Origin of the sequence: Rahnella sikkimica (assembly GCF_002951615.1) — a bacterium.
GTDB classification, from domain to species: Bacteria; Pseudomonadota; Gammaproteobacteria; order Enterobacterales; family Enterobacteriaceae; genus Rahnella; species Rahnella sikkimica.
Map to the genome: position 1 here is coordinate 1,062,318 of NZ_CP019062.1, position 21,887 is coordinate 1,084,204.

Annotated in this window: 18 protein-coding genes; 8 read left to right on the forward strand and 10 right to left on the reverse strand. The window is 51.0% G+C overall.

The features are described from left to right. Window positions 1-36 precede the first annotated feature (36 nt). Window positions 37-1,551: a sodium/proton antiporter NhaB gene (nhaB, locus tag BV494_RS04925; RefSeq protein WP_104921836.1), complete on the reverse strand. Its 1,515-nt coding sequence runs from the start codon at window positions 1,549-1,551 to the stop codon at window positions 37-39. A 244-nt stretch (window positions 1,552-1,795) separates the two neighbouring features. Here nhaB and fadR point away from each other — a divergent pair, with 244 nt between their 5' ends. Continuing rightward, window positions 1,796-2,515: a fatty acid metabolism transcriptional regulator FadR gene (gene fadR / locus BV494_RS04930; protein WP_104921837.1), complete on the forward strand. Its 720-nt coding sequence runs from the start codon at window positions 1,796-1,798 to the stop codon at window positions 2,513-2,515. Between the two features lie 84 nt (window positions 2,516-2,599). On the opposite strand, the gene BV494_RS04935 is transcribed toward fadR, so the two are convergent. Both BV494_RS04935 and BV494_RS04940 read right to left on the reverse strand, forming a co-directional pair. Further along, window positions 2,600-4,135 carry a SpoVR family protein gene (locus BV494_RS04935; protein WP_104921838.1) on the reverse strand — a complete coding sequence of 512 codons (1,536 nt, stop codon included), beginning with the start codon at window positions 4,133-4,135 and terminating at the stop codon, window positions 2,600-2,602. Window positions 4,136-4,386: 251 nt separating this feature from the next. After that, a complete protein-coding gene (locus BV494_RS04940; protein WP_104921839.1) occupies window positions 4,387-5,217 on the reverse strand; it encodes an alpha/beta fold hydrolase in 831 nt (276 codons plus the stop codon). 568 nt (window positions 5,218-5,785) lie between these two features. On the opposite strand from BV494_RS04940, the gene BV494_RS04945 reads away from it, so the two are divergent. Beyond that, window positions 5,786-7,087: a D-amino acid dehydrogenase gene (locus tag BV494_RS04945; RefSeq protein WP_104921840.1), complete on the forward strand. Its 1,302-nt coding sequence runs from the start codon at window positions 5,786-5,788 to the stop codon at window positions 7,085-7,087. A 71-nt stretch (window positions 7,088-7,158) separates the two neighbouring features. Next, a complete protein-coding gene (dadX, locus tag BV494_RS04950; RefSeq protein ID WP_104921841.1) occupies window positions 7,159-8,232 on the forward strand; it encodes a catabolic alanine racemase DadX in 1,074 nt (357 codons plus the stop codon). A gap of 7 nt (window positions 8,233-8,239) precedes the next feature. Here the strand turns inward: dadX and BV494_RS04955 are convergent, their stop codons facing one another. Together BV494_RS04955 and nadE are read right to left on the reverse strand one after the other, a co-directional pair. Then, on the reverse strand, window positions 8,240-9,436 hold the full coding sequence (locus tag BV494_RS04955) for a multidrug effflux MFS transporter (RefSeq protein ID WP_104924706.1): 1,197 nt from the start codon (window positions 9,434-9,436) through the stop codon (window positions 8,240-8,242). A gap of 144 nt (window positions 9,437-9,580) precedes the next feature. Continuing rightward, window positions 9,581-10,411: an NAD(+) synthase gene (nadE, locus tag BV494_RS04960; protein WP_104921842.1), complete on the reverse strand. Its 831-nt coding sequence runs from the start codon at window positions 10,409-10,411 to the stop codon at window positions 9,581-9,583. A 466-nt stretch (window positions 10,412-10,877) separates the two neighbouring features. On the opposite strand from nadE, the gene BV494_RS04965 reads away from it, so the two are divergent. Together BV494_RS04965 and BV494_RS04970 are read left to right on the forward strand one after the other, a co-directional pair. Then, complete coding sequence (locus BV494_RS04965; protein WP_104921843.1) at window positions 10,878-11,642, forward strand: DUF481 domain-containing protein; 765 nt, start codon at window positions 10,878-10,880, stop codon at window positions 11,640-11,642. 115 nt (window positions 11,643-11,757) lie between these two features. Beyond that, window positions 11,758-12,971, forward strand: a protein-coding gene (locus BV494_RS04970; protein ID WP_104921844.1) for an IS3 family transposase whose coding sequence is annotated in 2 segments (ribosomal slippage) — window positions 11,758-12,097 and window positions 12,097-12,971 — 1,215 coding nt in all. Because the reading frame shifts where the segments join, the coding sequence is not laid out codon by codon here. A gap of 44 nt (window positions 12,972-13,015) precedes the next feature. Here the strand turns inward: BV494_RS04970 and BV494_RS04975 are convergent. Then, window positions 13,016-14,290: a YeaH/YhbH family protein gene (locus BV494_RS04975; RefSeq protein WP_104921845.1), complete on the reverse strand. Its 1,275-nt coding sequence runs from the start codon at window positions 14,288-14,290 to the stop codon at window positions 13,016-13,018. 34 nt (window positions 14,291-14,324) lie between these two features. Beyond that, a complete protein-coding gene (gene yeaG / locus BV494_RS04980) occupies window positions 14,325-16,259 on the reverse strand; it encodes a protein kinase YeaG (RefSeq protein WP_104921846.1) in 1,935 nt (644 codons plus the stop codon). A gap of 518 nt (window positions 16,260-16,777) precedes the next feature. Between yeaG and BV494_RS04985 the strand changes: the two genes are divergently transcribed. Beyond that, window positions 16,778-17,527, forward strand: coding sequence for a MipA/OmpV family protein (locus BV494_RS04985; protein ID WP_104921847.1), 750 nt, complete (start codon window positions 16,778-16,780; stop codon window positions 17,525-17,527). Window positions 17,528-17,814: 287 nt separating this feature from the next. Here the strand turns inward: BV494_RS04985 and BV494_RS04990 are convergent, their stop codons facing one another. Together BV494_RS04990 and gapA are read right to left on the reverse strand one after the other, a co-directional pair. Then, window positions 17,815-18,684, reverse strand: a complete 870-nt coding sequence (locus BV494_RS04990; RefSeq protein ID WP_104921848.1) for a D-hexose-6-phosphate mutarotase — start codon at window positions 18,682-18,684, stop codon at window positions 17,815-17,817. A gap of 170 nt (window positions 18,685-18,854) precedes the next feature. Further along, on the reverse strand, window positions 18,855-19,853 hold the full coding sequence (gapA, locus tag BV494_RS04995) for a glyceraldehyde-3-phosphate dehydrogenase (protein WP_056770313.1): 999 nt from the start codon (window positions 19,851-19,853) through the stop codon (window positions 18,855-18,857). A 349-nt stretch (window positions 19,854-20,202) separates the two neighbouring features. Between gapA and msrB the strand changes: the two genes are divergently transcribed. Next, complete coding sequence (msrB, locus tag BV494_RS05000) at window positions 20,203-20,616, forward strand: peptide-methionine (R)-S-oxide reductase MsrB (RefSeq protein ID WP_104921850.1); 414 nt, start codon at window positions 20,203-20,205, stop codon at window positions 20,614-20,616. 83 nt (window positions 20,617-20,699) lie between these two features. Continuing rightward, window positions 20,700-20,972 carry a YeaC family protein gene (locus tag BV494_RS05005; protein WP_104921851.1) on the forward strand — a complete coding sequence of 91 codons (273 nt, stop codon included), beginning with the start codon at window positions 20,700-20,702 and terminating at the stop codon, window positions 20,970-20,972. 92 nt (window positions 20,973-21,064) lie between these two features. On the opposite strand, the gene BV494_RS05010 is transcribed toward BV494_RS05005, so the two are convergent. Beyond that, the gene (locus BV494_RS05010; RefSeq protein WP_104921852.1) at window positions 21,065-21,619 is read right to left on the reverse strand and encodes a serine acetyltransferase; all 555 of its coding nucleotides are present in this window, start codon (window positions 21,617-21,619) and stop codon (window positions 21,065-21,067) included. Window positions 21,620-21,887: the final 268 nt, after the last annotated feature.

Here is a 21,887-nt window from a genome sequence, read left to right on the forward strand (position 1 = left end):
GAATTACCGACATAATCCCCGTTCAGATCAAGGCGGCTACCCAAGCGTCAGCCAGCCCATATCGCTGTACCACTGCGTCATTTCCGGCAGCAGGAATTGCACACAAAGCAGACCTGCGAGCGTCATCACAATCGTGTAAGGCAGCGCCATCCACACCATCCGGCCATACGAAAGGCGGATAAGTGGCGCAAGGGCGGATGTCAGCAAAAACAGAAATGCCGCCTGGCCGTTGGGTGTCGCGACGGAAGGCAGGTTCGTGCCGGTGTTAATGGCGACTGCCAGCATCTCAAACTGTTTCAGGCTGATGGCACCGCTTTCCAGCGCTGATTTCGCTTCGTTGATGTAGACCGTGCCGACAAACACATTATCGGAAACTGAAGAAAGCAGACCGTTGAACAAATAGAACAGCGAAAGCTGACTGGCGGGCGCAGATTGCAGCACAAAATTCACAATCGGGCTGAACAAATGCTGATCAACAATGACGGCCACGATGGCAAAAAAGACCACCAGCAGCGCGGTAAACGGCAGGGAGTCCTGAAACGCTTTGCCGATCGCATGTTCGTCCGTCACGCCGCAAAATGCCGTCGCGAAGATAATCACGGACAGTCCGATCAGCCCGACTTCGGCCAGATGAAACGCCAGCGCGATAATCAGCCAGACGCCAATCAGCGCCTGCACGGCCAGTTTAATGCGTTCCTGACGGGTACTGTTTTCGGTGTTTTTCTGATCGTACTTCTTAAGAACCTCGTAGACAGGCTGCGGCAATTGCGCGCCATAACCAAACAACCGGAAACGCTCGACCAGCGCGCAAACAATAAAGCCGCAGATGAACACCGGCACGCTGACCGGCGACATACGGATCAGAAAGTCGGTGAACTGCCATCCGGCCGCTTTGGCGATGATCAGGTTTTGCGGCTCGCCGACCATTGTCATCACGCCGCCCAGCGCGGTGCCGACGCCAGCGTGCATCATCAGGCTGCGTAAAAATGCGCGGAACTGTTCCAGAACCGCACTGGCATCCGCATTTTTGTCCTGGCCTGACGCAACGTTGTGATAAATCGAATAGAAACCGACAGAAACGCTGATCACCACGGCAATCACCGTCAGCGCATCGAGGAAGGCAGATAGAAACGCGGCGGCGAAACAAAACGCCAGCGAAAGGGCGATTTTACTACGCAGGTTCAGCAGGAGTTTGGTGAAAACCGTCAACAAAAGTTGTTTCATGAAGTAGATGCCGGCGACCATGAAAATCAGCAACAAGAGCACTTCAAGGTTGCCCTCGACTTCTTCGCGAACTCTTGCGGCGCTGGTCATGCCCATCATCACGGCTTCGATGGCCAGCAAGCCGCCAGGTTGCAGCGGGTAGCATTTCAGCGCCATCCCGAGCGTGAAGATGAATTCGACCATCAGCAACCAGCCCGCTAAGAACGGGCTGACCAGAAAGAACACCAGCGGATTAATAATCAGAAAAACCAGAATGGCAATTTTGTACCAGCCCGGCGATTGTCCAAGAAAGTTTTTAATAAATGCGTGGCGGAAGGTTGTATCCATATTCCCCAAAGGTCCTTTATGGTTATTTTACTGCGGTATCAAAAAGATAGACCAGTGTAATCCTCCAGCGGAAGATTTTCTCCTGTGACGGGGAAATAATAAGTCCTTAAAATAAGGGAAATTCTGCCAACCCCTGCACAGTTTCAACATTAGTTCTGACCGTGCGCTATAACCGCTGATTTTCATCTGGTATGATGAGCACAACTATATCCCTGATAAATGCCTCACACGGAACGACAAACACATGGTTATTAAGGCACAAAGTCCTGCCGGTTTTGCCGAAGAGTACATCATTGAAAGTATCTGGAACAGCCGGTTCCCGCCGGGGTCAATCTTACCTGCGGAGCGCGAACTTTCAGAACTCATTGGCGTAACCCGAACCACATTACGTGAGGTTTTACAACGTCTTGCCCGTGATGGCTGGCTGACTATTCAGCACGGTAAACCGACAAAAGTGAACAACTTCTGGGAAACCTCGGGTCTGAATATTCTGGAAACACTGGCGCGTCTTGATCACGACAGCGTTCCTCAGCTTATTGATAATCTGCTGTCGGTGCGTACCAATATCGCGACCATTTTCATTCGCAAAGCGATGCGCACGAATCCCGAAGAAACGCAGCAGGTGCTGGCGAAAGCGGCCGAAGTGGAAGATCATGCCGAAGCCTTTACAGCGCTGGATTACGGTATTTTCCGCGGTCTGGCGTTTGCCTCCGGCAACCCGATTTACGGTCTGATTATTAACGGACTACGCGGTCTGTATACGCGCGTTGGCCGTTATTATTTCTCCAACCCTGAAGCGCGCAAGCTGGCGATCAACTTCTATAAGAAACTGTCGGATATCTGCCACGAAAAAAGTTACGAGCTGATTGTGGATTGTGTGCGTAATTATGGGCGTCAGAGCGGTGAAATCTGGCACAGTATGCAGGGCAACATGCCGGGCGATCTGACCGACCAGAAACGCTGAGTTTTGCGGGTTCTGCTCAAATGAGAAAGGGCGCTGAGCGCCCTTTTTTAATGCCTGAACTTGTCTGCTTCAAGAGTGCGCCGGTCAGAGCGGCGTTGGGCGTGGCGGGCAACGCTCCAGCAGTTCCACGCTGCCGTCTTCGTTGAGTTGCTCGATAAACACATCGAAACCCCACAGACGGTGAACGTGCTTCATCACTTCACGACGGCTCTTATCCAGCGGCGCGCGATCTTGCGGGATATAACGCAACGTCAGCGAACGGTCACCGCGCAAATCAACGTTCCAGACCTGAATATTTGGCTCGTGATTGCTCAGATTATATTGCGCCGACAATTCCTGACGTATCGCACGATAACCTTCCTCATTATGAATCGCCGCAATTTCCAGATAATTATTGTGATCGTCATCGAGCACGGTAAACAGACGGAAATCACGCATCACTTTTGGCGACAGGAACTGACTGATGAAGCTTTCATCTTTGAAATCCCGCATTGCGAAATGCAGTGTCGTCAGCCAGTCCGAACCGGCAATATCCGGGAACCAGTAACGGTCCTCTTCAGTCGGTTCCTGACAGATACGTTTGATATCCTGGAACATCGCAAAGCCCAGCGCATACGGGTTGATCCCGCTGTAATACGGGCTGTTATACGGTGGCTGAAAGACCACATTGGTATGGCTGTGCAGGAACTCCAGAATGAAACGATCCGAGACTTTTCCCTCGTCGTACAGATGATTCAAAATGGTGTAGTGCCAGAACGTCGCCCAGCCTTCGTTCATGACCTGAGTCTGTTTCTGCGGATAGAAATACTGGCTGATTTTACGCACGATGCGCAAAATTTCACGTTGCCAGGATTCCAGCAGCGGCGCGTTTTTTTCCATGAAATACAGCAGATTTTCCTGCGGTTCAGACGGGAAGCGTCGTGCCTGTTCCGGGGCATCCACGCTGTCTTTGCGCGGCAGCGTTTTCCACAATGTATTCACCTGACTTTGCAGATACTCTTCGCGGCTTTTCTGCCGCGCCAGTTCTTCCTGCAGCGAAATTTTCTGCGGGCGTTTATAGCGGTCAACGCCATAATTCATCAGCGCATGGCAGGAATCGAGCAGCCGTTCGACTTCATCGACGCCATAACGCTCTTCGCATTCGCTGATATAGCGTTTGGCAAACAGCAGGTAATCGACAATCGAACTGGCGTCGGTCCAGCTTTTAAACAGATAGTTATTTTTGAAGAAAGAGTTATGGCCGTAGCAGGCGTGCGCAATGACCAGCGCCTGCATCGTGATGGTGTTTTCTTCCATCAGATAGGCGATACATGGGTTGGAATTGATGACGATTTCGTATGCCAGACCTTGCTGGCCGTGTTTATACAGTTGCTCGGTTTCAATGAATTTCTTGCCGAACGACCAGTGTGTGTAATTGATGGGCATGCCGATGCTGGAATAAGCATCCATCATTTGTTCAGAAGTGATGATCTCGATTTGATGCGGATACGTCTCCAGCCGGTACGACTTGGCGACCCGGTCAATTTCTTCGAGATAGGTTTGCAGTAACTCAAACGTCCAGTCCGGTCCATCGCTAAGACGTTTGTCCTCAGTTTTTTTCTTTTGGGTCACTGTCGTCATAAGCCGCACCCTCATTCAGTTATGGACGCTACAGAGTGTTTGATTCACAACCTTTTCTTAAGATTTCGCACGTCCATTGATAATCGTAGCTCAATCTGAGTGTGCTGCAGGATAAACGCCATGAATCCTTTCCCCATCAAATCTATATCCTGATGGAAAGGGGCTGTCAATCGCAGCGCAATGAAGACCCAAAGCCGCAGAGAACCAGGCTTTGGGTCAGTTTCAGACAACTGAAAGCGGGGGAAGCGGAATTAGCTGCGGATAAACTCTAATAAATCTTCATTAATCTGATCTTTATGTGTACTGCATAAACCGTGCGATGCACCCGGATAGACTTTGCCTTTCCCGTGTGGCAGAAGCTTGAGTGCGGCTTCGCTGGAAGAGGCCGGCGGCACAATCTGGTCATCGTCACCGTAAATCACCAGCGTCGGAATGGTCATCTTTTTCAGGTCTTCGCGCTGGTCGGTTTCAGAGAAAGCTTTCACGCAATCATAAAGTGCTTTTATCGAGGCCTGCATGCCCTGACGCCAGAAGCTCTGACGCAAACCTTCTGAAATTTTTGCACCTGGCCGGTTAAAGCCGAAAAAGGCATCCGGCAAATCCAGGAAAAACTGCGAACGGTCTTGTTTTACGCCGTCACGGATACCGTCGAACACAGAAAGTGGCAATCCGGACGGATTGAAATCTGTTTTGATCATAATCGGCGGCACCGCGCCAATCAGCACGGCTTTGGCGACGCGCGCCGTACCGTGGCGGCCGATGTAACGCGCCACTTCACCGCCGCCGGTTGAATGCCCGATGTGAACCGCTTCTTTCAGATCTAAGTGGGCGGCGAGTTCGGCCAGATCATCGCCATATTGATCCATATTGTGTCCGTCCCACGGCTGCGAGGAACGGCCATGGCCGCGGCGGTCGTGCGCAATCACACGGTAACCTTTATCCGCCAGAAACAGCATCTGATCTTCGAACGCATCGCCAGATAACGGCCAGCCATGACTGAAAACCACGGGCTGACCGCTTCCCCAGTCCTTATAAAACAGTTGCGTGCCATCTTTGAGCTTCAGAAAGTTTGAGTTATTCACGGTGACTCCTTATCGCTGAAATGAATGTCGCTGAAATGAACGGTGCGGGTTATGAAGCTTTCGAAGTGTAGGTCAGTAATTGAGCTACCGCGATATTGCTCACATTTTCAGGTGGCCACTCAGGCGGACAGTTTTGCAGAAATTAAACCGGAGACTTAGCCGCGGGCATTTAAACCCGCTTTATAAACCCCCTTCAGAGAGCAACCCCGTTCCTCATGCGCGATATCAGGTAATGTCATACACAGCGCTAATTTCAGTTATTAATGCTGAAAATATGCTTGCATACAAGAATAAAAGACCACAGGGAAACCCGGCACATAAGCGGCAAAGACCGGTGACTTCAATGCAATCAATGCTGTCATAAAGCCCTTATTTTCTCTCCTGAAAGCCGGAATGTTGCGATATATCGTTATTTATTGGCAGCTATTGAAAAAAATGCTGTCATGAACGATAAATAAATGTGAAACAACTCACGGTTATGAACGCCTGTGTTGGCGATTTTTCGCAGTCAGGTTAATTTCCTGTCATCAGAATATTATGCTTTGTTTTGTCGTGGAGTGGAGTCGATATGCGTGTGGTGATTTTAGGCAGTGGTGTGGTCGGCGTCGCCAGTGCATGGTATCTGGCGAAAGCGGGACATGATGTGACGGTTATCGACCGTCAGTCCGGGCCTGCGGAAGAAACCAGCGCGGGCAATGCGGGGCAGATCTCACCGGGCTACGCTGCGCCATGGGCGGCTCCGGGTGTTCCGGTTAAAGCAATCAAATGGATGTTCCAGAAGCATGCGCCGCTGGCAATCCGTCTGGACGGGACGCAGTTCCAGCTCAAATGGATGTGGCAGATGCTGCGTAACTGCGACATGAACCACTACCAGACCAACAAAAGCCGCATGGTTCGTCTGGCGGAATACAGCCGTGACTGCATGAAAACGTTGCGCGAAGAAACAGGCATTCAGTACGAAGGCCGTCAGGGCGGTACGTTGCAGCTGTTCCGTACGGCACAGCAGTTTGAGAGCGCGGCGAAAGATATCGCGGTGCTCGAAGACGCCGGCGTGCCCTATCAGTTGCTGGGATCCAGCCAGCTGGCAACCGCAGAACCGGCGCTGGCGCAGGTCGCGCACAAACTAACGGGCGGTCTGCGTTTGCCCAACGATGAAACCGGCGACTGTCAGCTGTTCACCCGCACGCTGGCGGAAATGGCGCGTCAGGCTGGCGTGAAATTCGAGTTCAACCGGACGGTCGATAAGCTGCATGTCGACAACGGCGAGATTACCGGTGTCCAGTGTGGCGACGATCTGGTGAAAGCGGATGCTTATGTGGTGGCGTTTGGCTCGTATTCTACTTCGCTGCTGGCGGATCTGGTTTCCATTCCGGTGTATCCGCTGAAAGGCTATTCGCTGACGATTCCGATCACTGACCCGGCTTCTGCGCCGGTTTCAACCGTGCTGGATGAGACTTATAAAATTGCGATTACGCGTTTCGATAATCGCATCCGTGTAGGCGGGATGGCGGAAATTGTTGGCTTCAATCTGAAGCTGGCGCAGGCGCGCCGTGAAACGCTGGAGATGGTGGTGAAAGATCTCTACCCGAACGGCGGTAACGTTGAGGCGGCGACTTTCTGGACCGGTTTGCGGCCAATGACGCCTGACGGTACGCCGATTGTCGGCCGTACGCGCATCAAAAATCTGTATCTGAACACCGGCCACGGCACGCTCGGCTGGACGATGGCCTGCGGTTCCGGCCAGCTGTTATCTGACATTATGTCCGGCGTGACTCCGGCAATTCCTTCTGATGATTTATCGGTTGAGCGCTACAGCCCTGGCTTTATCGCCCGTCCGGCTGGCCCGCATAAAATGCATCCGGTGGCATAAAAACCGGTTTTCTTGCCCCGCGTGGTGACTGATGCCGCGCGGGCGTTACTTTGCACTTTGCCGGAGCTGGTATGCCTCGCCCGATTTCAGCCACTTTATCTCTGTCTGCGTTATCCCAAAATCTCAATGTCATCCGGGGTTTTGCCCCCAACAGCAAGGTCTGGTCGGTGGTGAAAGCCAACGGATACGGCCACGGAATTCCCCGTATCTGGAAAAGCCTGTCGGGTACCGATGGTTTCGCGTTACTCGATTTCAACGAAGCGATATTCCTGCGTGAATCCGGCTGGCAGGGGCCGATCCTGCTGCTGGAAGGTTTCTTTTCTCCCGCTGATGTAATCACGATTGACCATTACCGGCTGACGACGTCAGTACACAGCGACTGGCAAATTCAGGCGCTGGCAAAGGCCAGTCTCAGCCAGCCGGTGAACGTTTATCTGAAAGTAAACAGCGGTATGAACCGTCTGGGTTTTGCGCCAGCGCGCGTCAGTGATGTCTGGCATCAGCTGCGTGAACTGAAGCAGGTCGGGGAAATCACGCTGATGAGCCACTTCGCCACGGCTGACAGCGTGGAAGGCGTGGATGCTCAGATGGCGGCGGTGAATCTGGCGGGGCAAAACATCTCCGGCCCGCGCTGTCTTGCCAACTCAGCTGCGACGCTCTGGCATCCGTCGACACATTATGACTGGATCCGTCCGGGGATTATTTTGTACGGCGCGTCACCGAGCGGGCAGTGGCAGGACATCGCCCAAACCGGTTTGCAGCCGGTGATGACGCTCAATAGTGAGCTGATTGCTGTGCAGGCGCTTCATGCCGGTGACCGCGTCGGGTATGGCGGGCGTTACCGTGCCGCACAACCGCAGCGTGTGGGCGTGGTGGCCTGTGGTTATGCAGACGGTTATCCGCGACACGCGCCTTCCGGCACGCCGGTTTGGGTGGATGGCGTGAGGACAAAAACGGTAGGAACGGTTTCGATGGATATGCTGGCGGTGGATTTAACGCCGTGTCCGCAGGCGCAGATCGGTGCGCCGGTCGAACTGTGGGGTAATCATCTGCCGGTGGATGATGTGGCGACGGCAGCCGGTACACTGGGCTACGAGCTGCTGAGTGCGCTCGCGCCGCGCGTACCGGTCACCACCGCCGGGTAAAGATTTTTTAGTTTTCCAGACGGGTCAGCTGACCCGTCGATTTCTTACTGGCACGACGTGCCAGCATTGCCAGACATCCTCCCGCCAGCATCACCAGCGCAACGCTCAGCTTGGGTTGTAACGGCAACGCCATCGCAATAAAACCCAGCAATGCACCGCCCGCCATCTGCACCGAACCGACCAGCGCAGACGCCACACCGGCTTCACTTGAGAACGGCTCCAGCGCATAGCTGGTGGCTGGCCCCATCAGGAACGCTAAACCCGCACAGGCGCTGGCAACCGGCAGCATATACAGCCAGGTCGCGGTTTGTTCTGCGGCAGGCATCAGCGTGATCCCCGCAACCAGCCCCAGGCAACCGGCAAACATCAGGATACCGCCGGTTTTCAGGCACGCCGGACGTCCCACTTTGCGGATAATACGGTTAGCAATAAAACTCACCGCCATAATCCAGAAGCCATTTGCGCCAAATACGATAGAAAACTCCAGCGGTGTGAGCCCGGCGACGTTCATCAGCACGGTCGGTGCCAGCGAGACATAGGTCAGCGCCATACCCATCGCACCGGCGTTAACTGCGGCGAAAGTGATGAAACGTGAATCCGACAGGATCCGCGCGTACTGGCGAAACGGCAGGCCGGAGTTAGTTTGCGTATCCGCCGGGCGGGTCTCCGGCAGTTTGAAAATGACCAGCAGCATGACCGCCACGGTATAACCGGCCAGCGCCCAGAATGGCGCACGCCAGCCATAATATTGCGCAATCAGGCCGCCAATCAGCGGTGCAAGTGCGGGAATGATATTGAGCGTCCCGTTGAGGAAACCGTAGGCGCGGGCAGCGTCGTTGCCACTCATGCGGTCACGTACACCGCTGAAAATCACCACCGACGTGCAGCACACGGCCAGCCCCTGAACCACACGGGAGAACAGGAACATCCACGGCGCAACCGATGTTGCCGCGATTATCGCGCCTGCCAGATAGACCACGATGCCGATAATCGCGATCGGACGGCGTCCAAATTTGTCCACCAGCGGGCCAGCGACCAGTTGCCCTAATCCCATCACCAGAATGAATAACGAAATCGAAGACTGAATTACCGCTTCGGAACTTTGCAAACCGAGGGCAATCGCCGGGATGGCGGGCAGGTACAGATCGATACCCAGAGGGCCGAGCAACACCATGCTCAGCAGCAGGAAAAGGAATTTTTGCATTGAAAACATCACTGTCAGTCAGTCCGGAAGGGAGCTTAGGGTAATGACTTCGTTAATGAATGGAAAGTAACTTGTGATATCAGAACCGGAAGTGAGAACTCGCAATAAGAAACGGACACGCAGGGCGTGTCCGTGACAGAGAATTTACTTCTTCTTCCAGAAATCATCGAACACCGTGATCGGCGGCTGACGTTTATGTTCAGTGCGCACATACCAGCCTTCGATAATCGCCGCGACGCTGTCGTCCACTTTTTTGCCTTCGAGATAATCGTCGATCAGCTCGTAGGTTACGCCCAGCGCAACTTCATCGGGCAAAGAAGGGCGGTTTTCTTCCAGATCCGCAGTCGGCGCTTTGGTGTACAGATGTTCCGGGCAGCCCAGTGTTTTGAGCAGCGCTTTACCCTGACGTTTGTTCAGACGGAAAATCGGGTTGATATCCGTGCCGCCATCGCCGTATTTGGTGAAGAAACCGGTGACGGCTTCCGCCGCATGGTCGGTGCCGACAACAACGCCTTTTTTCATTCCGGCGATGCTGTACTGGGCTTTCATGCGTTCACGCGCTTTCTCATTGCCTTTAATGAAATCGCTCAGTTCGATGCCAATTTCACGTAAAGTCGCTTCGCTCGCCAGGACCGCATTTTTAATATTTACGGTCAGAACCTGATCGGGCTGAATAAAAGTGATGGCGTCCTGACAGTCGGACTCGTCAGCCTGTACGCCATACGGCAAACGGATGGCGATGAACTGATAGTCGTCTTCTTTTGTTTCCGCACGTAATTCGCTAATTGCCGTTTGGCAAAGTTTGCCGGTAAGAGTAGAATCTTGCCCGCCGCTGATACCCAGAACCAGTGTCCTGATGAACGGGTGGGCCAGCAGATAACTTTTGAGAAAATCGACGCTGACACGGATTTCCTGTCCGGCATCGATGTGCGGTTTAACGTGCAGAGCCTGAATAATCTCTTTTTGTAAAGCCATGACCACTCCTCCTGAAGGCTGCCTTCGAGGAACCCGAGGCAAAAATAAGATGTTATCGGGATAAAACTACCCCGCATCGCTCAAAAGGACAAGATTCAGTGAAGCGTTCGGCGGAAATCTGTACGTCGCCGGTTCGCAAGCTCTCTGACGAGAGCGGCAGGGTAAGAAGTCAGTTTGGCGCAGCAGGAATGATTACAGAACTGTATTGAAATAAAAATCAATGAAAGAAAACGTAATGATTTTGTCTGTTTATATTGCCGGGAATAACTGTCATTCGGAACTCTCTAAAAAATCCGCTTTATTAAGATATCCCGTGCTGAGTGCGGTATATTCGTTGCGGTAAAAATATTTGTATCTATGTGCCATCGAAACGGAGTTGTCAGGCTTGATTAACGGATCCTAATTAATGGCATACATCGTGTAGTTTAGTCTCGTTATTTGCCTTAAGTCTTATTGGGGAAACAAAATGTTTTTTCGGGTTGTACGTCGTTTACCAGCTTGTGCCGTAATTTGCGGTGCAGCGCTGTTCAGTATTTCAAGCCTTGCAGACACCACAATTTTCACCTCGCTCGATGATCCTGCTCAGGCGAAGAAGCCTTTCGTAGGCAATGTGCAGGCGGGTTACAGTGCACAAACCGGTAACACCAGCAACTCCACGCTGAATGCTGATACCACAATGACCTGGTTTGATACCAACACGGCTTACAGCCTGTGGGGTTCAGCGCGCAACACCTCTTCTTCCGGTGTCCGTTCATCCGAGAAGTATCAGGCCGGTGGTCGTACCCGTTATAATCTGGATAGCGCGAACTACCTCTTTGGTCAGGCGAGCTGGTTGAGTGACCGCTACAACGGTTATCGCTCGCGCGATGTGGCAACCGTCGGTTACGGTCGTCAGATCTGGAGTGGTCCGGTTCATACCCTGAATCTGGAAGCCGGTCCGGGTGTTCGTCATGATGAATTCGAGCAGGGCGGAAACACCACCCGTGCTCTTGCCTACGGTTCCGGTACTTACGGTTACCAGATCAGCGATACCGCGCGTTTCACTCAGGGCTTCTCAGTATTAGCCAACGATGAAACCACGCTGAACTCAGAAACTGCGCTGACTGTGGCTATCAATAGCCACTTCTCGCTGAAAGTTGCGTATGACGTGACGTACAACACCAAACCACCAGCGAGTGCGCCGGATAAAACCGACACCGTCACTTCTGTGAATCTGGTCTACGGCATGTAATTTCCTTCGCGGAATACATAAAAAAGCCAGGGGAGAGATCCTCTGGCTTTTTTTATTGACATGACCCGTCCTAAATAGCGTTGACACATTTAACTCGTATACTGAGGAAAATGTGATGAACCAATATGTTAAACGCACTCAACGCGATTACCCTCTATCCTTTAAATTGACCGTTGTCCAACAGGTCGAAAAAGGTGAAATGACTTACCGTCAGGCGCAAGACCGCTACGGTATTCAAGGCCGTTCTACTGTCTTGAAGTGGCTACGCAAATACGGTCAACTCGACTGGCTTTCCCCCTCTCCTGCAAGAACGTGTGGAGTTAACATGCCTAAAATACCTCTTACTCCCGAGCAGCGAATCAAAGAACTCGAACAGCAACTTGCTGAATCAGAAGTAAAATCTCAATTTTTTGAAGCGGTTGTGAAGGTAATGAACACGGAGTTCGGAGCCAATCTGTCAAAAAAGCAGTGGGCTACATTATCACGCAAGCACAAGCGCCGGGACTCACAGTAACGCGCGCGTGCCGGTTCATGGGGATTAGCCGACAAGCGTGGTATCAGTCTTTGCAACGTGAGCGTACGCGAGAAATACAGGCCAAAAATATCATTGAACAAGTGACTACTATCCGGTTGCAACAGCCCAGGTTGGGAACACGTAAGTTGCATTACTTATTGCGACAGCAACCCGAACCTGCGCCGCACGTTGGCCGGGATCGCCTCTTCCAGATATTACGTTGCTCGCGGTTACTGGTAATGCCTAAACGGGCTTACCACAAAACGACAAATAGCCATCATCGTTTTTACCGTCACCCTAACTTACTGAAGTCAGGGGAAAATCAGGTAGTTGCCAGCCAGCCGGAGCAGGTATGGGTAGCGGATATTACCTACCTTCCAGTGCGTAATGGAACGGCATATGTCAGTCTGGTGACCGATGCCTGGTCGAGAAAAATAGTGGGATACCATGTGCACGAGAGTCTCCATACGCATCATGTCGTGAGGGCATTTAAGATGGCGCTGAATAACAGGCGTACAAGCTCACCGCTGGTGCATCACTCGGATCGCGGCGTCCAGTACTGCTCCGCAAAATATCAGGAATTACATGAACGACATGGCGTTATCTGCTCAATGACAGATGGATATGACTGTTATCAGAATGCATTGGCAGAACGCGTAAATGGTATTTTAAAAATGGAATATCTGCTCGTTAAGCCGGAAGATATCGTGCAGGCAAGAAAGATGGTCATGGAGTCGGTGGAAATCTACAACACCCGGCGCCCCCATCTGTCATTAAAATACAAAACGCCCGATGAAGTTCATCGGGCGTTTTAAGGCTGAAAAGTGTCAACCTATATCAGGACTAGTCAACACGTCAATTACCCATTTTCAGTTTGCTTATGGAACAGCTCACGGAAGACCGGATAAATATCTTCCTGTTCGCGGATATGCTGCATGGCGAAATTATCAAATTTCTCCTGCAACACTTCGTATTCACGCCACAGCGTCTGGTGGGCGCGGCGGGTGATTTCGATATAACTGTAATAACGCACCATCGGCAGGATTTTCTGCGCCAGAAGCTGGTGGCACAGAGGGGAGTCGTCAGCCCAGTTGTCGCCATCGGAGGCTTGCGCGGCATAAATGTTCCACTGCGCCGGGTCGTAACGTTCCTGGATGACTTCATCCATCAGTTTCAGTGCGCTTGAAACGATGGTCCCGCCGGTTTCCTGCGAGTAGAAAAACTCCTGTTCATCCACTTCTTTAGCTTGTGTGTGGTGACGGATATAGACCACGTCGACGTTCTTATACGTCCGGCTCAGGAACAGATAGAGCAGGATATAGAAACGCTTGGCCATGTCTTTGGTTGCCTGATCCATAGAACCGGAGACATCCATCAGACAGAACATCACGGCCTGGCTGGAGGGCTCAGGGCGACGCTCGTAATTGCGATAACGTAAATCAAAGGTGTCGATGAACGGCGTTTTGGCGATTTTCGCCCGCAACTCGGCGATCTCTTTACGCAGCCGTTCTTCTTCGAGTAATTGTGCCGGTTCACTGTGTTCGACCTCGGTCAGCGTCGATTCCAGCTCACGCAGCTCCCGTTTTTTCCCCGCGGTCATCGCCGTGCGGCGAGCCAGGGAGTTTTGCAAAGAGCGCACCACACTGATGTTTGCCGGTACGCCGTTAGACGTGTAACCGGAGCGGTGGGTTTTAAATTCGGTCAGCTGTTTATGCTGATTTTTTCTCAGGTTAGGAAGCGCCAAATCTTCAAACAGCAGATCGAGATATTCGTCTTTGGAGATCTGGAAAGAAAACTCGTCTTCGCCTTCACCGTCCTGACTGGCTTCGCCCTGACCACTGCCGCCGCCACCGCCCCCTTGCGGTCGTTCGATACGGTCATTCTGTACAAAGTGGTCGTTACCGGGGTGAACACGGTGGCGTAAGCCACCGCGACCCTGATGAAACATGGGTTCGTTGATATCTGCATTGGGGATCGAAACCGATTCCCCGCTGTCCACGTCGGTAACCGAACGCTTGTTGATGGCTCCGGCAATCGACTGTTTGATTTGCGACTTATAGCGGCGCAAGAAGCGCTGGCGGTTCACCGCGCTCTTGTTTTTGCCATTCAGCCGTCGGTCAATGAAATACGTCATATTTCCCCCAAACGACGTTGCCAACGATCCTCTGTTACGAAGATTTTCTTACGCGCAGATACCATTCACACAGCAGGCGAACCTGTTTGCGTGTATATCCTTTCTCCATCATTCTGTCGACAAAATCATCATGTTTCTTCTGTTCATCGGTCGACGTCTTGGCGTTAAACGAGATAACTGGCAGTAATTCCTCGGTATTTGAGAACATTTTTTTCTCAATGACCGTGCGCAGTTTTTCGTAACTGGTCCAGTTTGGATTGCGGCCGCTGTTGTTGGCGCGGGCACGCAGCACGAAGTTGACAATTTCGTTACGGAAATCTTTTGGATTGCTGATCCCCGCCGGTTTTTCGATTTTTTCCAGCTCTGCGTTCAGGGATTCACGGTCAAACAGCTGGCCGGTATCCGGGTCGCGGTATTCCTGATCCTGGATCCAGAAGTCAGCGTAGGTGACATAACGGTCAAAAATGTTTTGCCCGTACTCTGAATAGGATTCCAGATAAGCGGTCTGGATCTCTTTGCCGATGAACTCAGCGTATTTCGGGATCAGATAGCCTTTCAGGTGTTCCAGATATTTTTCAGCGATGTCCTGCGGGAACTGCTCGCGCTCTATTTGCTGTTCCAGAACGTAGAACAGATGAACCGGGTTGGCGGCGACTTCCACATGATCAAAGTTGAACACGCGGGACAGAATTTTAAATGCGAAACGCGTCGACAGCCCGTTCATGCCTTCGTCCACGCCCGCATAATCGCGGTATTCCTGATAGGACTTGGCTTTCGGGTCGGTGTCTTTCAGGCTTTCACCGTCATAAACACGCATTTTGGAATAGCTGCTGGAGTTCTCCGGCGTTTTCAGGCGCGAAAGAATCGAGAAGCGGGCCAGCGTTTCCAGCGTGCCCGGCGCGCATGGAGCATGGGAAAGCTCACTGTTACTGAGCAGCTTGTCGTAGATTTTCATCTCTTCAGAAACGCGCAGGCAGTAAGGCACTTTGACGATGTACACACGGTCAAGGAACGCTTCATTATTCTTGTTGTTGCGGAACGTCACCCACTCAGATTCGTTGGAGTGCGCCAGAATAATGCCGTTGAAAGGCAGGGCAGAGATCCCTTCAGTCCCGTTATAGTTGCCTTCCTGTGTGGCGGTCAGCAACGGGTGCAGCACTTTAATCGGTGCCTTGAACATCTCAACGAATTCCATCACACCCTGGTTTGCGCGGCAAAGTGCGCCGGAATAACCGTATGCGTCCGGATCGTTTTGCGCGTGGTTTTCCAGCTTACGGATATCCACTTTCCCGACCAGCGCGGAGATGTCCTGGTTATTTTCATCGCCGGGCTCAGTTTTGGCGATGGCAATTTGTTCGAGAATCGACGGCCAGACTTTCACGACTCTGAATTTCGTGATGTCGCCGCCAAATTCGTGCAGACGTTTTGCCGCCCACGGCGACATGATGGTGCCCAGATAGCGCGTCGGAATGTTGTATTCTTTTTCGAGAATATGCGCATCTTCCTGCGGATTAAACAGGCACAGCGGATGATCGTTTACCGGGCTGCGGTCGCCGTTGGCGCTCAGCACATAAATCGGTACACGTTGCATCAGGGATTTCAGCCGTTCGGCCAGCGACGATTTACCGCCACCCACCGGGCCCAGTAAATAGAGGATTTGTTTCTTTTCTTCCAGACCCTGCGCGGCGTGTTTCAGATAGGAGACGATCTGTTCGATGGCCTCTTCCATGCCGTAGAATTCTTCAAATGCAGGGTAGCGTGCAACAACACGGTTCGAGAATAAACGCGACAGGCGTGGTTCAAGCGCGGTATCTACCATCACTGGTTCACCGATTGCCATCAACAGACGTTCCGCCGCATTGACATAAGCACTGCGATCTTGCCGTGCAATGGTAAGAAATTCCTGCAGTGTGAACTCTTCGTCCTTGGCAGCTTCATAGCGCTGGCGATAGTGGTCAAATATGTTCATACGATGCCCGTCCTTCGTTATTTTACCTTTCGTTTTGAAGTGTTAGCGCAACCTCAAAGACTTGGGTATAGCACAGGTTAATGAGCGCTAAGCCCCGGAAGAAAGATCCCCCACCTGAATACAGCAACCCTTATGCCAACTTGCAGAACCCCTTTGATGCCGACAGTTGCGATGTTTCCAAAACTGTCATAAATCGGTGGGACGGGCGACTGTTCAGGCTAAGTCTTTCATCTATTTATAAGCGTAGTTTGGCATTAGAAAAATTTCCTCTCTGGTTTTGCCGTTTTTTAAGTCATTTCAATGACTCAGTTGTCCGGAATGCTCTGAAAAGCCTTGCAGGACGTGCCTTGCAGACCGAAAGTTATTTCTTTAGTCATTTTTATTTCATATTTTGCAGATAAATTGTGAGATCGCTTCGATTTTTCGGGGTAAGGTTTTTTCAGAACGAGAAATGCTAAGCGGGACACTTACGCTTGATTTACACTACCGACGATTTTTTACTTAATGGAATTAAGACAATGAAGATTTTGAACGTGAAAACACTGTCCATCGTGGGCTCGGCAGTGCTGTTCAGCCATGCAGCGGTCGCAGGAACCTGGTCACTCGGCGCTTCGGCTCTGGGGGATGTCAATGCATATCGGGGTTATGACAACAAAGTCTACCCCGTGCCGGTTGTGTCTTACGAGAGCGATGATTTTTATTTCAAATCACTGACTGCAGGCTACTATCTCTGGAAAGACGACAGTAATAAATTCAGCGTTACAGCGACTTACATTCCATTTGGTTTTAAGCCTGATGATTCTGACGACCAGCAGATGAAACGTCTTAACAAACGTCGTGGCACACTGATGGGCGGTCTGGCCTATTCGCACGTCGAGGACTGGGGGACACTGCGCACCACGTTCAACGGCGATGTGCTCAATAACAGTAATGGCATGGTCGCCGATGCTGCGTACCTCTATCCGATTCATCAGGACAACTGGGCACTCATTCCCGGCCTCGGTGTGATGTGGAGCAGCAGCAACCAGAACAATTATTATTATGGCGTCACGAATGGCGAATCACGCCGCAGTGGTCTTAACAGCTATTCTGCTGGCGACAGCTTCAGCCCTTACGCTGAGCTATCCGCGCGTTATAGCTTCACCCGCGACTGGCAGGGCTTCTTCACGGGGCGCTATATCCGTTTAGCGGATGAAGTCAAAGACAGCCCGATGGTCGACAAATCGTATACCGCCATAGTATGGACAGGCGTCACCTACAGCTTTTAACTCAGCCAGCACTTTTCTGGTGCGTAGCTTGCGCATTGATGGGGCGTTTCGCCCCATTTGCACATTTATAGTTCACCACTCTGAGAAATGTACGCGGAGGATTGTATAGCCGGGTGTCTGCTGCACTGGTGTGGTTAGATTCTGTTACATGCTACCGTGGCCGCCTTGGGAAAATTACAGCAATCGGGATAAATCCGTCGCTTATAGGGCAGGAGTCCGCTGAAACGATGTTATGCAAAAGGGGCCAACCGGCCCCTTTGTCGTTACTGCGGCGACACTCTGGCCGTTTATTTACGGATAGAGAAAGTCACAGCCAGACGTGCTGGCACAGCGGCAGTCGAGATATGCTTGTGCGACACCTGCGCCGTCTCAACGCAAACCATGGTTTTGTAGCCGTCATCCGGCATATCGGCCATGCTCACTGACAGCGCAGAGCCCGGATTCCACGCCACAACGTCAGCGTTGTTTTCATGCGCAACAATCAGCGTGCGTTTCAGTACAGGATCAACGATTTCACTGGTCGCCTGCGGTTGGGTGTAGATGCGGTCAGTCTGGCCGGTAAAGGTCAGGTCGCCGCTTTCTTCTTTCAGTTTTGCACCATCGACTTTATCAATGAAACTTGCACCCAGGCCTTTAACGGTGACATCCGCGATATCGCCGATGTTGAAATAGGTGTGCAGGGCACTGTTCGCTTCGAAGTTACCGGCAGATTCCAGCTCAATGTGGCAGGTATCGCCCAGTGTGAAGCGCGCGGTCAGCACAAATTCGTGTGGCCACAGTTCCAGGCTTTCAGGCGAGCTTTTCAGCGTGAAGGTCAGGACAACGCCATCATCACTTTCTTTGTGGTCGGTCAGTGCCCACGGGAAGTTACGCGCAAAGCCGTGAGACGGTTTACCCGCCGGGCCAAACCATGGCCAGCAGATGGGAATACCGCCGCGGATAGCCACGCCGTCTTTAAACGCGCTGGCGCTGCTCATCCACAACACAGGCGCCTGGCCCTCAGGCTGCCATGACAATAAATGTGCGCCTTGTAAGGCCACGGCCGCTTTTACTTTGGGATGAGAAACAACGATCACCGGCAGTTCGTCAATCTGACGCTGGCTGATAGGGGTTGAGATTTGATTTACGACCGGAAGAGAAAAGAGTTGTTCTGTCATTATCTAAAGTCCTGTCAGGTTTTTAACAATTACGAAGATAAGAACCGAGACTACAGATGAACGTCGTCAATCTGTTTGATCGCACTCATGTACCTGATAAAAAAGTGCATCTCACAGAAAGCAAAAGGGCGACTTGCGTCGCCCTTCAATCAGTTCATCAACATTGCCAATTATTTGGAAACGTGAGAAATCAGATCCAGTACTTTGTTTGAGTAGCCAGTTTCGTTGTCGTACCAGGAAACCAGTTTCACAAAGTTGTCATTCAGCGCGATACCTGCTTTCGCATCAAATACGGAAGTCAGTTTTTCGCCGTTGAAATCGGTAGAAACAACGTCGTCTTCGGTGTAACCCAGAACGCCTTTCAGGTCGCCTGCTTCAGAAGCTGCTTTGATTACTGCGCAGATTTCTTTGTAGGTTGCTGGTTTTTCCAGACGTGCAGTCAGGTCAACAACAGAAACGTTAGGAGTAGGAACGCGGAACGCCATACCCGTCAGTTTGCCGTTCAGAGCTGGGATAACTTTACCTACTGCTTTAGCAGCACCGGTAGAAGAAGGGATGATGTTCTGAGATGCGCCGCGGCCGCCGCGCCAGTCTTTGTGAGACGGGCCATCAACGGTTTTCTGAGTTGCGGTAGTTGCATGAACAGTGGTCATCAGCGCTTCAACGATACCGAAGTTGTCGTTGATAACTTTAGCCAGTGGAGCCAGGCAGTTAGTGGTGCAAGATGCGTTAGAAACGATTTCCTGACCTGCATATTCTTTATGGTTAACGCCCATAACGAACATAGGGGTGTCATCTTTAGATGGACCAGTCAGAACAACTTTCTTAGCGCCTGCAGTGATGTGTTTACGTGCAGTGGCGTCGTCCAGGAACAGACCCGTAGCTTCAGCAACAACATCAACGTTAACTTCGTTCCATTTCAGGTTAGCTGGGTCACGCTCAGCGGTAACACGGATGGTTTTGCCGTTAACAACCAGGTGACCGTCTTTAACTTCAACGGTGCCGTTGAAACGACCATGAGTTGAGTCGTACTTCAGCATGTATGCCATGTATTCTGCGTCTAACAGATCGTTGATTGCTACGATCTCGATGTCAGAACGTTCCTGAGCAGCACGGAAAACAATGCGACCGATACGGCCAAAACCGTTGATACCTACTTTGATAGTCATATATTCCACCAGCTATTTTTTTAGTGAATAAAAGGTTGGTTGTAAAATTACAAAAACCTCGCTGAGCGTCAAGCGGAATCGTGTCAATTATTGCTGTAAGTCAAAGCGACGACCTACTCTTGCTCGCTTATTGCACGTTCCGTTTTTTTAATCGGCTCACAACCACATGGGGGCGAAAAACTGAATATAAAGGGCAAGAAGATCAGGAGTGTGATCGCCATCACAAGTTGGAGCTGGCTAACGCTGATGCCATACAGTTTAGGACAAAACAGGCTGAACTGTTGTTAATTTTTTGTTATTATAAACTGTTAATTTAGTTGTATTTTAAATTCGTCAGAGAACGATAATCATGAGCAATACATCCAAATCTGCTTCTGCACCCGAACAACTCACTGAAATCCAACGCTATGTCACCCAGGATCACGGAACTGAACGTCCGTACACCGGAAAACTGCTGCACAACCAGCGTGAAGGCATCTATCATTGCGTGGTATGTAACGCGCCTCTCTTTTACTCCGAGAGTAAGTACGAATCCGGATGCGGCTGGCCAAGCTTTTATCAGCCTGTACACCACGATGCGATTAAATATCTTACTGATAGCACGCATAATATGGAGCGCGTTGAGATTCGTTGTTCCTGCTGTGAGGCACACTTAGGGCATGTTTTCCCCGATGGCCCGCAACCGACAGGTGAGCGTTACTGCGTAAATTCTGCCTCGATGAGTTTTACTGATGGCAAAAGTGGCGAAAAAACGGCCGGATAAACGGTGCTGTAATCTTACCGACAAAATCGATTCAGCTATTATTCAAAACCTTTCGAATAATCGTGTTGAACAGAGGTGCTCAGATGGAAATTAATCAACTCATTGATGTAATGACGCCGGAAATCTACGCACGTCTGGCGCAGGCCGTAGAGCTGGGGAAATGGCCAGACGGTGTGGCGCTGACGCCAGAACAAAAAGAGCACAGCCTGCAGGCGGTGATGCTGTACCAGTCACGCCACAATGTGGATGCCCAGCATATGAGCATCGGCACCGACGGGCAGATCGTCACCAAAAGCAAGCAGGAACTCAAACAGCAGTTCGCTCAGGATGCACTGATTAGACTCAAACCTGAGTGATGTGGCCGTTTTAGTGTTAAGTGATGAAAAAAGGCGCTCAGGAGCGCCTTTAAAATGAAGTCTCTGCAACGAAAAGAAACGTTCGTCAGCCGCTACGCAATTCTCTTATAAACCAGATTATCTGTTCTCTGGTTGTAGACGACACAGTCATTCGGCACATTTTTATCGACAAAACTCATCGCACCGATCGTGACATTATTCCCGATGTTGATATCACTGCCAATAATGCAACTGTTGGCACCAATGGTCACATTGTTGCCGATATAAATTTTGCCGCTTTGGTTTTCGTACTTGATACCAATCGTCACATTCTGTTTGATATTCAGATTTGAACCAATTTCGCAGCAATCGGCTACCACAATGCCGACGAAATGGGAAACTTTCAATCCGGGGCCTATATCTGCGCCCAGATTAATATCGGTCCCATATTTATTTCTTAATTTTCTGTTTATAGAAATTGCATATTTTCTGGAAGCTTTATCACCTGTTTTATACAGATAATTCGCGATACGCCACCAGAAATAGAAACGCCGCCCCGGGCATTTTATTGCGCGATGCAACGTGCGAAACCAGGAAAAATCTTTCTCTGAGTCCATCACTTCACGCTGCAGGCAGTTTTTTAAAATTTGATATTGGTATTCTTTCAATCTGAAAATCCTTATGCAAAGCCTGCTCATCCTAAGCTTTAATCATTCATTCAATAAAAAGCGGCGCCATCTTATTGGTACGACGATACATAGTCCATTTTTTCTTCGTTGATAGAAAGTCACGGTCACATTATCAACGTCGCAAATTAGCGGAAAAGTTATCATACGTTACAGCAGAATGATTAATGATAGTGTGCTACTTATAACGTACAACGCATACCTAAAACGAGTTCTATTGCATTAACTTCTGTAAAACAAACCTAATAGT

Bases quoted from the DNA above. Each gene is read 5' to 3' on its own strand.
- nhaB (WP_104921836.1), bottom strand. From the start codon at position 1,551: ATGGATACAACCTTCCGCCACGCATTTATTAAAAACTTTCTTGGACAA.
- yeaG (WP_104921846.1), bottom strand. From the start codon at position 16,259: ATGAACATATTTGACCACTATCGCCAGCGCTATGAAGCTGCCAAGGAC.
- fadR (WP_104921837.1), top strand. From the start codon at position 1,796: ATGGTTATTAAGGCACAAAGTCCTGCCGGTTTTGCCGAAGAGTACATC.
- BV494_RS05005 (WP_104921851.1), top strand. From the start codon at position 20,700: ATGGAAATTAATCAACTCATTGATGTAATGACGCCGGAAATCTACGCA.
- BV494_RS04935 (WP_104921838.1), bottom strand. From the start codon at position 4,135: ATGACGACAGTGACCCAAAAGAAAAAAACTGAGGACAAACGTCTTAGC.
- BV494_RS04945 (WP_104921840.1), top strand. From the start codon at position 5,786: ATGCGTGTGGTGATTTTAGGCAGTGGTGTGGTCGGCGTCGCCAGTGCA.
- BV494_RS04965 (WP_104921843.1), top strand. From the start codon at position 10,878: ATGTTTTTTCGGGTTGTACGTCGTTTACCAGCTTGTGCCGTAATTTGC.
- nadE (WP_104921842.1), bottom strand. From the start codon at position 10,411: ATGGCTTTACAAAAAGAGATTATTCAGGCTCTGCACGTTAAACCGCAC.
- BV494_RS04955 (WP_104924706.1), bottom strand. From the start codon at position 9,436: ATGCAAAAATTCCTTTTCCTGCTGCTGAGCATGGTGTTGCTCGGCCCT.
- dadX (WP_104921841.1), top strand. From the start codon at position 7,159: ATGCCTCGCCCGATTTCAGCCACTTTATCTCTGTCTGCGTTATCCCAA.
- gapA (WP_056770313.1), bottom strand. From the start codon at position 19,853: ATGACTATCAAAGTAGGTATCAACGGTTTTGGCCGTATCGGTCGCATT.
- BV494_RS04990 (WP_104921848.1), bottom strand. From the start codon at position 18,684: ATGACAGAACAACTCTTTTCTCTTCCGGTCGTAAATCAAATCTCAACC.
- msrB (WP_104921850.1), top strand. From the start codon at position 20,203: ATGAGCAATACATCCAAATCTGCTTCTGCACCCGAACAACTCACTGAA.
- BV494_RS04975 (WP_104921845.1), bottom strand. From the start codon at position 14,290: ATGACGTATTTCATTGACCGACGGCTGAATGGCAAAAACAAGAGCGCG.
- BV494_RS04985 (WP_104921847.1), top strand. From the start codon at position 16,778: ATGAAGATTTTGAACGTGAAAACACTGTCCATCGTGGGCTCGGCAGTG.